Annotated in this window: 12 protein-coding genes, 2 rRNA genes and 1 riboswitch; of the genes, 1 reads left to right on the top strand and 13 read right to left on the bottom strand. The window is 69.9% G+C overall.

Annotated elements, in window-relative coordinates; all coding sequences use genetic code 11:
* Positions 1 to 108: 108 nt before the first annotated feature.
* Positions 109 to 2,994, bottom strand: a complete 2,886-nt coding sequence (gcvP, locus tag A3Q37_RS29515; protein WP_065489101.1) for an aminomethyl-transferring glycine dehydrogenase — start codon at positions 2,992 to 2,994, stop codon at positions 109 to 111.
* A gap of 193 nt (positions 2,995 to 3,187) precedes the next feature.
* A riboswitch (glycine riboswitch) is annotated at positions 3,188 to 3,285 on the bottom strand.
* 132 nt (positions 3,286 to 3,417) lie between these two features.
* Here gcvP and A3Q37_RS29510 point away from each other — a divergent pair.
* The gene (locus A3Q37_RS29510) at positions 3,418 to 3,792 is read left to right on the top strand and encodes a PRC-barrel domain-containing protein (RefSeq protein ID WP_065489225.1); all 375 of its coding nucleotides are present in this window, start codon (positions 3,418 to 3,420) and stop codon (positions 3,790 to 3,792) included.
* Here A3Q37_RS29510 and A3Q37_RS29505 read toward each other — a convergent pair.
* The 12 genes from A3Q37_RS29505 to A3Q37_RS29450 all read right to left on the bottom strand — a co-directional run.
* Positions 3,711 to 5,171 carry a DNA polymerase IV gene (locus A3Q37_RS29505; protein WP_065489099.1) on the bottom strand — a complete coding sequence of 487 codons (1,461 nt, stop codon included), beginning with the start codon at positions 5,169 to 5,171 and terminating at the stop codon, positions 3,711 to 3,713. The two genes, A3Q37_RS29510 and A3Q37_RS29505, sit on opposite strands and share 82 nt — an antisense overlap.
* A 124-nt stretch (positions 5,172 to 5,295) precedes the next feature.
* Positions 5,296 to 5,922 (bottom strand): MerR family transcriptional regulator, encoded by a 627-nt coding sequence (locus tag A3Q37_RS29500; protein ID WP_065489098.1) that lies wholly within the window; start codon positions 5,920 to 5,922, stop codon positions 5,296 to 5,298.
* Between the two features lie 170 nt (positions 5,923 to 6,092).
* Complete coding sequence (locus A3Q37_RS29495; protein WP_006123076.1) at positions 6,093 to 6,566, bottom strand: bifunctional nuclease family protein; 474 nt, start codon at positions 6,564 to 6,566, stop codon at positions 6,093 to 6,095.
* Between the two features lie 53 nt (positions 6,567 to 6,619).
* Positions 6,620 to 7,363 carry a MerR family transcriptional regulator gene (locus A3Q37_RS29490; RefSeq protein ID WP_065489097.1) on the bottom strand — a complete coding sequence of 248 codons (744 nt, stop codon included), beginning with the start codon at positions 7,361 to 7,363 and terminating at the stop codon, positions 6,620 to 6,622.
* 41 nt (positions 7,364 to 7,404) lie between these two features.
* Complete coding sequence (locus A3Q37_RS29485; RefSeq protein ID WP_078652110.1) at positions 7,405 to 8,184, bottom strand: FHA domain-containing protein; 780 nt, start codon at positions 8,182 to 8,184, stop codon at positions 7,405 to 7,407.
* A gap of 190 nt (positions 8,185 to 8,374) precedes the next feature.
* Complete coding sequence (locus A3Q37_RS29480) at positions 8,375 to 9,199, bottom strand: DUF881 domain-containing protein (RefSeq protein WP_065489096.1); 825 nt, start codon at positions 9,197 to 9,199, stop codon at positions 8,375 to 8,377.
* A 5-nt stretch (positions 9,200 to 9,204) separates the two neighbouring features.
* A complete protein-coding gene (locus tag A3Q37_RS29475; RefSeq protein ID WP_003970459.1) occupies positions 9,205 to 9,537 on the bottom strand; it encodes a small basic family protein in 333 nt (110 codons plus the stop codon).
* Positions 9,534 to 10,448: a DUF881 domain-containing protein gene (locus A3Q37_RS29470; protein ID WP_079138039.1), complete on the bottom strand. Its 915-nt coding sequence runs from the start codon at positions 10,446 to 10,448 to the stop codon at positions 9,534 to 9,536. The genes A3Q37_RS29475 and A3Q37_RS29470 overlap by 4 nt, the downstream gene beginning before the upstream one ends.
* A 97-nt stretch (positions 10,449 to 10,545) precedes the next feature.
* Positions 10,546 to 13,041 carry a mannose-1-phosphate guanyltransferase gene (locus A3Q37_RS29465; protein WP_030623757.1) on the bottom strand — a complete coding sequence of 832 codons (2,496 nt, stop codon included), beginning with the start codon at positions 13,039 to 13,041 and terminating at the stop codon, positions 10,546 to 10,548.
* Between the two features lie 112 nt (positions 13,042 to 13,153).
* Positions 13,154 to 13,762: a CDP-alcohol phosphatidyltransferase family protein gene (locus tag A3Q37_RS29460; protein WP_006123083.1), complete on the bottom strand. Its 609-nt coding sequence runs from the start codon at positions 13,760 to 13,762 to the stop codon at positions 13,154 to 13,156.
* A 161-nt stretch (positions 13,763 to 13,923) separates the two neighbouring features.
* Positions 13,924 to 14,040, bottom strand: a 5S ribosomal RNA gene (gene rrf, locus A3Q37_RS29455).
* A gap of 80 nt (positions 14,041 to 14,120) precedes the next feature.
* A 23S ribosomal RNA gene (locus A3Q37_RS29450) occupies positions 14,121 to 14,329 on the bottom strand; the annotation flags it as partial.

The following is a 14,329-nucleotide window of genomic DNA, read 5'->3' as shown; positions in this document are numbered from 1 at the left end:
GAAGAGGTCTTACGAAAAAAAGGGGCCGGCCCGGAGAGATCTCCGCACCGGCCCCGACGCATGTCCGGCGCGCGCCGCTCACGGCGCACGCCCTACGACAGGCTGATTTCAGTTGTCGTACTCGTCCAGCGGCGGGCAGGAGCAGACGAGGTTCCGGTCGCCGAAGGCCCCGTCGATGCGGCGCACCGGCGGCCAGTACTTGTCGGCGGCGGACACCCCGACCGGGAAGACGGCCTCCTCGCGGCTGTAGCCGTGCTCCCAGTCACCGCCGAGCGCGGCGGCGGTGTGCGGGGCGTTGGCCAGCGGGTTGTCGTCCTTGCTCCACTCCCCCGAGGCGACCTTCTCGATCTCGGCGCGGATCGCGATCATGGTGTCGCAGAACCGGTCGAGCTCCGCGAGGTCCTCGCTCTCCGTCGGCTCGATCATCAGCGTGCCGGCCACCGGGAACGACATGGTCGGCGAGTGGAAGCCGTAGTCGATCAGGCGCTTGGCGACGTCGTCGATGGAGACGCCGGTCGCCTTGGAGATCGGGCGCAGGTCCACGATGCACTCGTGCGCGACCAGTCCGGCCGGGCCGTTGTACAGGATCGGGAAGTGCGGCTCCAGGCGCTTGGCGATGTAGTTCGCGGCCAGCACGGCGACCTGCGTGGCCCGCTTGAGGCCCTCGCCGCCCATCAGACGGACGTACGCCCACGAGATCGGCAGAATGCCCGCGGAGCCCCACGGGGCGGCCGAGATCGGGCCCACACCGGTCTCCGGGCCCGCGCCGGGCTGGAGCGGGTGGTTGGGGAGGTACGGGGCGAGGTGGGCGCGGACGCCGACCGGGCCGACGCCGGGGCCGCCGCCGCCGTGCGGGATGCAGAAGGTCTTGTGCAGGTTCAGGTGCGAGACGTCGCCGCCGAACTTGCCGGGCTTGGCGAGCCCCACCAGCGCGTTGAGGTTGGCGCCGTCGACGTACACCTGGCCGCCCGCGTCGTGCACCTCGCCGCAGATGTCGGCGACGTGCTCCTCGAACACCCCGTGCGTGGACGGGTAGGTGATCATGAGGACGGCCAGCTCGTCGCGGTGCAGCTCGATCTTGGCACGCAGGTCCGCGATGTCGACCTCGCCGTCGTCGGCGGTCTTCACCACGACGACCTTCATGCCCGCCATGACGGCGCTGGCGGCGTTGGTGCCGTGCGCGGAGGACGGGATGAGACAGACGGTGCGCTGGTCGTCGCCGTTGGCCCGGTGGTACGCCCGGACGGCCAGCAGACCCGCGAACTCGCCCTGGGAGCCGGCGTTGGGCTGGATGGAGACGGCGTCGTAGCCGGTGACCTCCGCCAGGCGCTCCTCCAGCTCACGGATGAGGGTGAGGAAGCCCTGCGCCTGCTCGGCCGGGGCGAAGGGGTGCAGCGCGCCGAACTCGGGCCAGGTGATGGACTCCATCTCGGCGGTCGCGTTCAGCTTCATGGTGCAGGAGCCGAGCGGGATCATGCCGCGGTCCAGCGCGTAGTCGCGGTCGGCGAGCTTGCGCAGGTAGCGCAGCATCGCGGTCTCGGAGCGGTGCTGGTGGAAGACCGGGTGGGTCAGGATGTCGTCGGAGCGCAGCAGCGCCTCCGGCAGCGCGTCGGCGACCGTGGCGTCCAGCGCCTCGATGTCGCCCTCGGCGCCGAAGGCCGCCCAGACGGCGGAGATCTGGGAGCGGGTGGTGGTCTCGTCGCAGGCGATGGAGACGTGGTCGGCGTCGACGAGGCGGAGGTTGACCCCGCGCTCGCGGGCGTCGGCGACGATGCCGGCGGCCTTGCCGGGGACCCGGACGGTCAGGGTGTCGAAGAACGCGCCGTGCACGACGTCGGCTCCGGCGGTGCGCAGGCCGTCGGCGAGGATCGCGGCGTAGCGGTGGGTGCGCCGGGCGATCGTCCGCAGCCCCTCGGGGCCGTGGTAGACCGCGTACATCCCGGCCATCACGGCGAGCAGGACCTGCGCGGTGCAGATGTTGCTGGTGGCCTTCTCGCGGCGGATGTGCTGCTCGCGGGTCTGGAGGGCCAGGCGGTAGGCCTTGTCGCCGTCGGCGTCGACGGAGACGCCGACGAGGCGGCCGGGCAGGGAGCGGGCGAACTTCTCGCGGACCGCCATGAAGCCGGCGTGCGGGCCGCCGAAGCCCATCGGGACGCCGAAGCGCTGGGTGGTGCCGACCGCGATGTCGGCGCCGAGCGCGCCGGGCGAGGTGAGCAGCGTGAGGGCCAGCAGGTCGGCGGCGACGGTGACGATCGCGCCCAGCTCGTGGGCCTGCTCGATGACGGGCTCGATGGCACGCACGGCACCGGAGGCGCCCGGGTACTGGAGCAGGACGCCGAAGACACCGCGCTCGGCGATCTCGGCGGGGATGCCCTCGCTCAGGTCGGCGACGACGACCTCGACGCCGGTGGGCTCGGCGCGGGTTTCGATGACGGCGACGGTCTGGGGCAGGGTGTCGGCGTCGACCAGGAAGACGCCCTTCTTGACCTTGCCGACGCGCCGGGCGAGGGCCATCGCCTCGGCGGCCGCGGTGCCCTCGTCGAGCAGGGAGGCGCCGGAGGTGGGCAGCCCGGTCAGCTCGGCGACCATCGTCTGGAAGTTCAGGAGGGCTTCGAGGCGGCCCTGGGAGATCTCCGGCTGGTACGGCGTGTAGGCCGTGTACCACGCGGGGTTCTCCATGACGTTGCGCAGGATGACGGGCGGCGTGAAGGTGCCGTAGTAGCCGAGGCCGATCATCGGGGCCAGCACCTCGTTGCGGTCGGCCAGCGAGCGCAGCTCGGCCAGCACCTCCGCCTCGGTGCGCGCCGAGGGAAGGTTCAGGGCCTCCGCACTCTTGATCACGTCGGGCACCGCGGCGGCGGTCAGCTCGTCGAGGGAGCCGTAGCCGACCTGGGCGAGCATCTTCGCCTGGGCCTCGGCATCGGGCCCTATGTGGCGCTGCTCGAACGGAATGCCCTGCTCCAGCTGGGAGAGCGGAGTGCGACGGGGGGTCATGGTGGAGGCCTCCTGGTCTGTCACGACCTGCGAGGGGCACCACGGCGCGGGTGCCCGAACGGCCTCCCCCTCTGTCATCTCAACCTGAGAGCTTCACCGGCCCGCCCGGGGGCGTGCCGACTTTCACCGTCGGTGAGGGTCGGGTCCACTTGGGCCTGCGCCCGCACGGATCCGCCCTGCTTTCCAGAGTGACCTCGTCCGTGCGGTACGGGGGCCTGAGAGATTCCGGGGAGGAGTTGCTCCTTCGGCGCCTCCGGATTCTCCACCGGAGGACTCTCCCGCACGGGGTCAGCAGCCACTGCCAGCCTACCAGCGGCCGCCGCGCCGGAGCTCTCGAGTGGCCGACACCACGGATCTGCATTTGGCTGGTGGCGGTGGAGCGACAGGACCGCCGTGAGCGGTCCGCGACCAGTGGGAGGCACCGTGCAGACGGATATCGATCCGCGCCGCCTGATCGGCCGCAAGGCCTTCGATCGCAAGGGCACCAAGATCGGAACGGTGGATGAGGTCTATCTCGACGACGCGACGGGGGTGCCCGAGTGGGCGGCCGTACGCACCGGCCTGTTCAGCAGGGACGCCTTCGTCCCGCTGGAGCCCAGCGAATTCGTCGAGGACACGCTGCGCGTCCCCTTCGACCGGGCGTTGATCAAGGGCGCACCGGACTTCGGCGTGGGCCGGCACCTGTCGCCCGAGCAGGAGCTCCAGCTCTACCGGCACTACGGTCTGGACTCCCCGCCCCCGGATGAGGCGGCGTCCGACGACCGGGACTTCGGCAGGCTGGCGGGCCAGGAGGAGTAGTCGGGGCTCTCGCGGACGAGCGGCAGCGGGTCGGCGGGCCGCAGCAGCGGATCGTCGATCCGGAAGGTCAGGACGCGACCGGGTGCGCTCCACGGTTCCTCGAACCGGACGGTGACCCGGCCGATGCCGCTGCCCTGCACCCAGCCGTGCCCGTGCTCCTCGTGGTGCACATCGTGTCCGGCGGGCCAGCGCCGCGCGGCGAGCTGCTCGGCGCTGTCCGCCTCGGGCTCCGGGGCGGCCTCCGCCTCACCGCCCGCCACGGCCGGCGCGTGGTCTTCCAGGTCACGCCGCGCGAGCTCCCGGGCGTCGGCGGCCTGGGCGAACAGGTCCTCCTGCGTGTAGTCGGCGAGCCCCGTGACGCCGACGCCCAGGAGCCGTACGCCGCCCGTGGTGTCGACGGACTCCAGCAGCCGCCCCGCCGCCTCACGCACCACGGTGGGGTCGTCCGTGGGGCCTCTGAGCGTCTCGGAGCGGGTCAGCGTGGAGAAGTCGTAGCGGCGCACCTTCAGCACCACCGTGCGGCCCGACCGGTCGGCGGCGCGCAGCCGCTCCACGCACCGCACGGCCAGCCGCTCGACCTCGGCGCGCACCCGCACCCGGTCGTGCAGGTCCACGTCGAAGGTGTCCTCCACCGATACGGACTTGGCGTCCCGCTCGGCGACCACCGGCCGGTCGTCGAGCCCCAGCGCCATCCGGTGGAGCCCATGGCCATGAGCCTTGCCGACCAGCCGCACGAGCTCCGCCTCGCCCGCCTCGGCCAGATCGTGGACGGTGGTCATCCCGGCCCGCCGGAGATGGTCGCCGGTGGCCGGGCCGACCCCCGGCAGGATGCGTACGGACATGGGGGCGAGCAGCTCGCGCTCGGTGCCCGGCTCGATGAGGACGAGACCGTCCGGCTTCGCCTGCTCGGAGGCGATCTTGGCGAGCATCTTGGAACCCGCGAGTCCGACGGACCCGCTCAGTCCGGTCACGGCGCGGATGGCCACCCGCAGCCCCTCTCCCGTGGCGCGGGCCGAGGCCGAGTCGTCGGCCGTCCCGCCGGCCTCCAGGTCCACGAAGGCCTCGTCCAAGCTGAGCGGCTCCACCAGCGGGGACAGCCGCCCCAGCAGCTCCATCACCTGGTCGCTCACCGTCCGGTACAGCGAGAAGCGGGGCACCAGATAGGCGGCGTTGGGTGCGAGCCGCCGGGCCTGGGCGGTGGGCATCGCCGAGTGCACGCCCAGGCGCCGGGCCTCGTACGAGGCGGTGGCGACCACTCCGCGCGGACCGAGGCCGCCTACCACGACCGCCTTGCCGCGCAGACTCGGCTTGGCCGCCTGCTCCGCCGACGCGTAGAAGGCGTCCATGTCCAGGTGAAGGATGGTGGGCGCGGGTCTCACACCGTCGATGCTGCCCTACGGCACTGACAACGGGACGGTCCGGCACCCCGTGGGGCACCGGACCGCCCCATGTCCGTCGTCCTGTCGCGTCGTACGGTCGTGTCGCGCCGCTCGCCCGGGGTGCTCAGCCCGCGCGGTTACGCCGCCGGGCCAGCTCGTCCGCGGGGTTGTGGCCGATGAGCGTCTCGCCCGTGTCGACCCGCTCGCCGTGCAGCTGCGAGAGCGCCGCGTCCACGTCCCGCCAGACGACACCGACGGCGATCCCGAAGACCCCCTGCCCGCCCTGGAGCAGGCTGACGACCTCGTCGGGCGAGGAGCATTCGTAGACCGTGGCCCCGTCGCTCATCAGCGTCATGCGTTCGAGGTCCTGGAAACCCCGGTCCCGCAGGTGCTGGACCGTGGTGCGGATGTTCTGCAACGCGACCCCGGTGTCCAGGAACCGCTTGACGATCTTGAGGAGGACCACGTCCCGGAAACTGTAGAGACGCTGGGTCCCCGACCCGTAGGCCGGGCGCACACTGGGCTCGACCAGCCCCGTACGCGCCCAGTAGTCCAGCTGGCGGTAGGTGATCCCCGCCGCCGCGCACGCCGTCGGTCCGCGATAGCCGATGTCACCCGCATCGCTCGCCGCTGCCACGCCGCCCGCTGCCACCGCAGCCGGTTGAACCGGCTGCCTGATGGTGTGGTCGGCTCCACTGCCGTGCTGCGGATACGGCCCACCCGCCGCCGCTCCGTCGCCGCTGCTTCTCACGCCGACCTCCGTCCTTGACCTGCCCACTCGAAGGTAGGCAGTCACTCGGGGTGCGTCAACGATCGCCACACTCGGCACGCCGAGTGATAATCACCCTGAGGGTGGTTTCCCGTGTCTCGTTTCCGGGAAAGGCTTGTCGGATGCGCTGACGGCACCCCCTCGCGGGACGGTCACTGGCTGTTCGTACCGAAGTCCTCCGGAGAGATCTGGTCGAGGAATTCGCGGAACTTCTCCACCTCGTCCTCCTGCTCGTCGGGGATCGCGATGCCCGCGTCGTCCAGCACGCCGTCACTGCCGTAGATCGGCGTGCCGGTCCGCAGGGCGAGCGCTATGGCGTCGGAGGGCCGGGCGCTCACCTCGACTCCGCTGGCGAAGACGAGCTCCGCGTAGAAGACCCCTTCGCGCAGGTCCGTGATACGGACCTCGGTGAGCTCCTGGCCCACGGCCTCGAGCACATCCTTGAACAGGTCATGGGTCAGCGGCCTGGCGGGAGCCATGCCCTGCTGGGCGAAGGCAATCGCGGTCGCCTCCCCCGGACCGATCCAAATGGGGAGGTACCGGTCGCCTCCCACTTCACGCAGGAGAACGATCGGTTGGTTGGAGGGCATTTCCACCCGGACACCGACAACGTCGAGCTCGTTCACACAGCAACCCTAGGACGTGCTCGCCATGTTTGGGTAGTCGGGCACCGCCGAGGTCAGTGCAGACGGGTGCGCAGAGCGCTCTGGACGAGCGCCGCGTGCAGCCGTACGGACAGCTCGGCGAGCTCGTTCGCGGTGGCCTCGGCATGGGCCCTGGTCTGCGGATTACGGTGTCGGCGCAGGGGTGCGACCACCTGCTCCACCAGGCCCGCCTCCCGGTCGGCGGAGGCCCGCATGGCCCGAAGGTGACGTGGTTCCAGACCGAAACGGCCCAGATCGGCCACCAGCTTGGCGACGGTCACCATGTCGGCGTCGTAGCCGCCGTCCGGGGACGGGACGATCAGCCCGTAGGACTCCCACTCGGTCAGCCGCTCCTCGTCGACCTCGGCGGCCGCGATCAGCTCGGCCCGCCCGATCCGGGCGGCGGTCGCCCCGGCGGGGCCGGCCTCCCACACCCCGTCGGCGAGGTCCCGCTGCGCACCCGGCGAGGGCAGAACGGGCTGCTCCCCCCGGGCCAGCGCGTCCAGGTGCTCCCGGATGACCTTCAGCGGCAGGTAGTGGTCCCGCTGCATCCGGAGCACCTGCGCCAGGCGCTCCACATCACGCGGGGCGAACTTCCGGTATCCGGAAGGAGTGCGCTGTGGCTCGATGAGCCCCTCGGCCTCCAGGAACCGGATCTTGGAGATGGTGACTTCGGGAAACTCCTCGCGCAGCTGGATGAGCACCGTTCCGATGCTCATCGGCCGCGCTTCCGCGGTGGCGGTGCCGTGTCCGGCACCGCCTGTCGGTGTTCGCAGCATGGGCCTTCCTGGGGGTCCCCCCGGACGGATACCGGGGCTGGTCACACGCCCCGCGGGCTCGCGTAGAAGACCAGGCGGTACTTTCCGATCTGGACTTCGTCGCCGTTGGACAGCGGGACCGAATCGATGCGCTCACGGTTGACGTAGGTGCCGTTGAGGCTGCCGACATCGCCCACGGTGAAGCTACCTTCCGGGCTCCTGCGGAACTCCACATGACGCCGCGACACGGTCACGTCGTCGAGGAAGATGTCGCTCTGCGGGTGACGGCCGGCCGTGGTCAGATCGCTGTCGAGCAGGAAGCGGCTGCCGGAGTTCGGACCGCGCCGCACGACCAGCAGCGCCGAGCCCGCGGGCAGGGCGTCGACCGCGGCCTGGGCCTCCGGGGAGAGCGAGGGCAGAGCGGTCTGGCCGGTCGCCTCCGCCTCGTACGCCTCAAGACCGGAGATGGAGATCGTGGACGTCGTCTCCGAGGGACGCTCGGGAACGCCACCCCGCAGCGGCGCACCGCAGTTGGAGCAGAACTTGCTGGCCTCCGCGTTGCGGTGACCGCACCTCGTACAGACCGGCATCGACGAGCCCTCCGGGGTGAACCCTCCACCCGTACTCGAGGCTGATGGTGCGCCGAAACCTATGCGTCCGGCACCGGCAGGGTCAACAGCCGACACGCCGTCACCCCCCGGGGCTCCGGACACCTCGTCGCGGAAGAGCGGACGCTCCGCCTCCTGCTCCTCGCCCTGGGCGTGGCGCGGAGCGCGGTGGCGGGCAGCACTGTTGCTGTCCTCGCGTGCACTCTTCCCGAACAACTTCGCAAACAACTTCACGGGCGATTCCCCTTGACCGACATAGACCCGCCCGTGGGGCAGGACGAACCCTGATTGACCACACCTGCCGACCCGGACATCTTCACAACGTCCGTATCCACCCGACAGTTTCCACCACGCACCACCAATCCGGTGCGGCGACCCCCCGCAACCGTCCGACCCGGTCGGGCGGCCCCCACGCCCGCCCCGCTCACGGGGAGGACGACCGAGCGTAGTCAGGCCGCTGCGCCGGTCGCAAGGCGTCCACGACGATGTCGTCGGACCGCTCCACGAGCACGGTGGCCTGCTCCTTCTCCAGCGTCTGGACCACACCGCCGGGGATGTTGAGGGCGGGCTCCAGATCCTGCGGTTTGCCGATCACCGTGAACTCGTACGGTGCTTCGATCTTCTTCCCGTCGACCCGGACGTCCCCGGCGCCCCCGGAGAAGTAGGTGTTGGCCACCACCCGCACCCCGTTGACCTCGATCGCCTCGGCGCCCGCCGCGCGCAGCTCCTGAATGGCGTCGAGCAGCATGTCCGGGGCGACCGCACGCGCGGGGTCGGTGATCGTCAGGGTGATGCCGGGACCCTGTGCCGCGACAGTGCCCGCGAGGATGCCGAGCTGGCGCTCCTTCTCCAGCGTCTGCTTCCGGGCCTCCTCCGCCTGGTCGGAGCTGTTCTCCAGCTCGGTGCGCTGATCGTCCAGGCGCTGCTTCTCGTCCTCCAGGCGCTGGGTCCGGTCGTCGACCTCGTCGAGGATGCGGACCAGGTCCTCCTGCCGGGCGCCGCGCAGCGCACTGTCGTCGCCGGCGGACCGCACCTGGATGGCGAGCCCCAGACCGAGCCCGAACAGCAGCACGGCGACGATCAGTTGGGCCCGGCTCAGCCGCGGCGGCCACAGGCCCGCCTTGAGCCGCTGCCTGCCGGTCGTCTCCTGGGCCGGGGGCTGGGCCGGGGACGGCGGTACGGAGGCGTCCGGGACGGCGGACGCGCCGTCCTCGGGCTGTTCGCTGCGGGGGTTCTCGTCGTTGTTCATCGGCCTCAAGCCCGGAAGACGTGCCGGCGGATCGCGGCGGCGTTGGAGAAGATCCGGATGCCGAGCACGACCACCACACCCGTGGAGAGCTGGGCGCCGACGCCCAGCTTGTCGCCGAGGAAGACGATCAGCGCGGCCACCACAACGTTGGAGAGGAAGGAGACCACGAAGACCTTGTCGACGAAGATGCCGTCGAGCATGGCCCGCAGACCGCCGAACACGGCGTCGAGCGCGGCGACCACCGCGATCGGCAGGTAGGGCTCGACCACCGCCGGTACCTCGGGCCGGACCAACAGTCCGACCACGACTCCCACGACGAGGCCCAGTACGGCGATCACGATGTGCCCTTCTCTGTGTCTGCCGCACCACTGCCGGCGGCCTTCGGCTCTGCTGTACGGACGATCAGGCTCGGCGCTGCCGGAAGCCGGACCTTCGCCTGGTCGGAGATGCTGGTGCGGATGTCGAAGCTCTCCTTGAGCGCCTGGAGGTACTGGCCGTCGGCGCTGTCCTGGAACGCGGTCGCGAGCTTCTTGCCGTCCCCCACCGCCAGCACCGTGTACGGCGGTACGAGCGGTCTGTTGTCGACCAGTATGGCGTCGCCCGCGGCCCGGATGGCCGACAGGGCCGTCAACCTTTGCCCATTGATGGCGATGGCCTCGGCACCGGACTCCCACAGACCGTTGACGACGCGCTGCATGTCCCGGTCGCGCACCCGTCCGGTGTCGGCGAAGCCCGAGGACTCACGGGGGCCGCCGCCTCCCTGGTCGGTGTTCTTCGCGTCGTCGACGACCAGCTTCACGCCGGGCCCCTCGACCGGGGTCGCCCCGGCCAGCAGGGCCACCAGCTGCCCCTGGTCCCCGCCGTGCTGCTCCAGCGCCTTGCGCTGACGTTCGCTCACATCGGCGCGGAGCTTGTCGACATTCGACTCCAGGGTGTCCGCGGCCTGCGTCTCCGCGTTGATCCGGTCGATCAGCTCTTCGCGCTCCTTGGCGACGACCGGAGCCGAGATCCGCGCCTCGGCGGCGCCGAGGGTGACCACGAGGGCGGCCACCACGAGTCCGGCGGCGAGCCCGAGCTTCGACTTGAGCGTACGGGGCAGCCCCGCGCTCCCGTCGGCCTCGCGCCGCGCCGCGGCTTCCGCGTACCCCTCGTCGAGGCTGTGGTCCATCACGTTGTTCAGCAGCGACATGGAGGCGTCGGGGCGCGCGGACGGCGGGGCGGTGCTCCGATCGGGGGACTGCTGCGACATGCCGCACATCGTCGCACGTCATCCCGGCTGCCGCCGAATGGCCCCACCGGTGCGCCGCGGCCCCCTGCCCGGGGCGTCGCGGCGCACCGTTCCCGGATCAGTCTCCCGCGCTGTCCACGACCGCAGCCCACTCGTCGAGGAGCGCCTGGGCGGAGGCGTCGTCGGGGCCTTCCGCCCACAGATGGGTGACGGCTTCCGCCCGGTCGGGCAGGACCATGATCCACCGGCCGTCCGCCTCGACCACCCGGACCCCGTCGGTGGTGTCCACGCTGCGGTCTCCGGCCGCTTCGACGACCCGGCGCATGACGAGCCCCTTGACGGCCCACGGCGTCGCCAGGTCGCGGCGCAGGACGTGCGCCCGGGGAATGCGCGCGTCGATCTGGCTCAGGGTGAGCTGGGTGCGCGCGACGAGCCCGATGAGCCGGACGAAGGCGGCGGTCCCGTCGAAGACGCTGCTGAATTCGGGAACGATGAACCCTCCGCGCCCGTCTCCTCCGAAGATGGTGTCCTCTTCGCGGCCCACCCGGGTCAGGTCGTCGGGCGAGGTGGTCGTCCACTCCACCTGGGTGCCGTGGTAGGCCGCCACCTGCTCGGCGACGCGCGTGGTCGTCACGGGCAGAGCGACCCGACCGCTGCGCCGCTCGGCGGCGACGAGATCGAGGAGGACCAGCAGGGCCCGGTCGTCCTCGATGATCCGGCCGAGTTCGTCGACGAGGGAGAGCCGCTCGCCCACCGGGTCGAACCGCACCCCGAAGGCCGCCCGCGCGGAGGACACGATCTCCCCGAGCCGTACAAGGCCGGCCCGCCGGGTGTCGGCGGACTCCGTGGGCCGCGCCTCGTCGAGCCCGGGGTTGATCGTCAGCGCGTCCACGCCGAGCCGCCCGAGCAGGCTGGGCAGAACGAGCCCGGCGCTGCCGTTGGACGCGTCGACGACGACCTTGAGCCCGGATTCGGCGATGCCCTCGACGTCGACGTTCCGCAGGAGGGACCCGGTGTACGAGTCGAACACGCTGGACGGAAAGTGCAGGTCCCCGATCTCGCCGGGGAAGGCACGGCGGTACTCCTGGCGTGCGTAGACCCGGTCGAGCTTGCGCTGCTGCGCCTGCGAGAGGTCCGCGCCCCGCTCGTCGATGAACATGATGTCCACGGAGTCCGGCACCCCGGGCGACGTACGGATCATGATGCCGCCGGCACTGCCCCGCGCGGTCTGCTGCCGTGCGACGGGCAGCGGTACGTTCTCCAGGTCGCGTACGTCGATGGCGCTGGCCTGGAGGGCCGAGATGACGGCCCGCTTGAGAGCACGGGCACCTCGGGAGTGGTCACGGGCGGTCGTGACCGTCGACCCCTTCTTGAGGGTCGTGGCGTAGGCGCCGGCCAGCCGTACGGCCAGTTCGGGGGTGATCTCGACGTTCAGGATTCCGGAGACCCCGCGCGCCCCGAAGAGGTGCGCCTGTCCTCGGGACTCCCAGATGACCGAGGTGTTGACGAACGCGCCGGCCTCGATGGTCTTGAACGGGTACACCCGGACGTTGCCCTGGATGATCGACTCCTCGCCGACCAGGCATTCGTCACCGATGACGGCGCCGTCCTCGATGCGGGCCGCACGCATGATGTCGGTGTTCTTGCCGACGACGCAGCCCCGCAGGTTGCTGTGCTGTCCGATGTAGACGTTGTCGTGCACCACGGCCTTGTGGAGGAAGGCCCCGGTCTTGACGACGACGTTCGACCCGACCACCGTGTGCTCGCGGATCTCGACGTCGGCCTCGACCTTGGCGTAGTCGCCGATGTACAGCGGCCCGCGCAGCACGGCGTCGGGGTGGACCTCCGCTCCTTCGGCGACCCACACCCCGGGGGAGATCTCGAAGCCGTCGAGCTCCACGTCGACCTTGCGTTCCAGGACGTCCGCCTGGGCCTTCACATAGCTCTCGTGGGTGCCGACGTCCTCCCAGTAGCCCTCGGCGATATAGCCGTAGATGGGCTTGCCCTCCTTCATCAGCTGAGGGAAGACATCACCGGACCAGTCGACGGAGGTGTCGGCCTGGACGTAGTCGAAGACCTCGGGCTCCATGACGTAGATGCCCGTGTTCACGGTGTCCGAGAAGACCTGCCCCCAGGTCGGCTTCTCCAGGAACCGTTCGACCTGGCCGTTCTCGTCCACGATGGTGATGCCGAATTCCAGCGGATTGGGAACCCGGGTGAGGCAGACCGTGACGAGCCCGCCCTTTTCCTTGTGGAAGGCGATGAGATCGGTGAGGTCGAAGTCGGTGAGCGCGTCACCGGAAATGACGAGGAACGTGTCGTCCTTCAACGCCTCCTCGGCGTTCTTCACGCTGCCCGCGGTGCCGAGTGGCTTCTCCTCGTTGGCATAGGTGAGCTCCATCCCGAGCTCTTCGCCGTCCCCGAAATAGTTCTTGACGAGGGAGGCGAGGAACTGGACGGTCACTACGGTTTCACTGAGCCCATGCCGCTTGAGCAGCCGCAGGACGTGCTCCATGATCGGCCTGTTGGCCACGGGCAGAAGCGGCTTGGGCATGCTCGAGGTCATGGGGCGAAGACGTGTGCCTTCGCCGCCAGCCATCACGACGGCCTTCATGTCGGAAACGTCCTCCTAGAAGAGACGACGGTTAGCCGACTTCGCCCGTCGGGGCATCATTCGCACCATCTGCCGCGGACCGGCCACATTGCGCGGCACCGCATCAACGAGCTCAATCGGCTACTGCGTCCGCCTTCACGAGCCGGCGGACCTGAACCACATAGAGGATCCCTGCCCACCAGTAGAGCGTTGTACCCCATCCTGCGAACGCCCATCCGAAAACGGCGGCCAGTGTGGCCAGCCAACCACTCCCGTCGCTGAGCAGCAACAAGGGGAACGCGTACATCAGGTTGAAGGTTGCAGCTTTCCCGAGGAAGTTGACCTGCGGCGGCGGATAGCCGTGGCGGCGCAGGATGGCCACCATCACGAGAAGCATCAGTTCCCGGGCGAGAAGCAGTGCGGTGACCCAGAGGGGCAGGATCTCCCGCCAGGTGAGGCCGACCAGGGTGGAAAGGATGTAGAGACGGTCGGCCGCCGGATCCAGGAGCCGGCCGAGGCTGCTGATCTGGTTCCACTTGCGGGCGAGTTTCCCGTCGAGGTAGTCGCTGATGCCGCTGAGCATCAGCACCAACAGCGCCCAGTTGTCGCTGTTGGGCCCTCCGAAGACGGGGCGAAGAATCAGCCACAGGAAGAGCGGTACCCCGACAAGGCGAGCCATGCTGAGGATGTTGGGGATGGTGAGGACCCGGTCCGTCTGGACCCGGGTCTCCTGGACCTCCACCCGGGAGCCTCCTGTGAAGAACGTGCCAATGATGCCCCCTGACCTTACCCTCAGCTTCCGCCGTCGGGTGCAGGGGGGGTGGAGGGAGGGCCGCTGGTCCTCCGGTCCCGGAACGCAGAAAAGCCCCGCACCAAAACGGTGCGGGGCTCTCCACAAAGATTGTTCGGCGGCGTCCTACTCTCCCACAGGGTCCCCCCTGCAGTACCATCGGCGCTGAAAGGCTTAGCTTCCGGGTTCGGAATGTAACCGGGCGTTTCCCTAACGCAATGACCACCGAAACACTATGAAACAATCAAACCAACCGGCAATGTCACGGCTGTTCGTTATTTCAGAACTAACACAGTGGACGCGAGCAACTGAGGACAAGCCCTCGGCCTATTAGTACCAGTCAGCTCCACCCGTTACCGGGCTTCCACATCTGGCCTATCAACCCAGTCGTCTACTGGGAGCCTTAACCCCTCACGGGGGTGGGAACACTCATCTCGAAGCAGGCTTCCCGCTTAGATGCTTTCAGCGGTTATCCTTTCCGAACGTAGCCAACCAGCCATGCCCTTGGCAGAACAACTG

The sequence above is a fragment of the Streptomyces sp. PTY087I2 genome (assembly GCF_001687325.1).
Classification (GTDB): Bacteria; Actinomycetota; Actinomycetes; order Streptomycetales; family Streptomycetaceae; genus Streptomyces.
The sequence above is the reverse complement of the archived record's forward strand: the minus strand, read 5'-3'. Positions and strand labels throughout refer to the sequence as shown.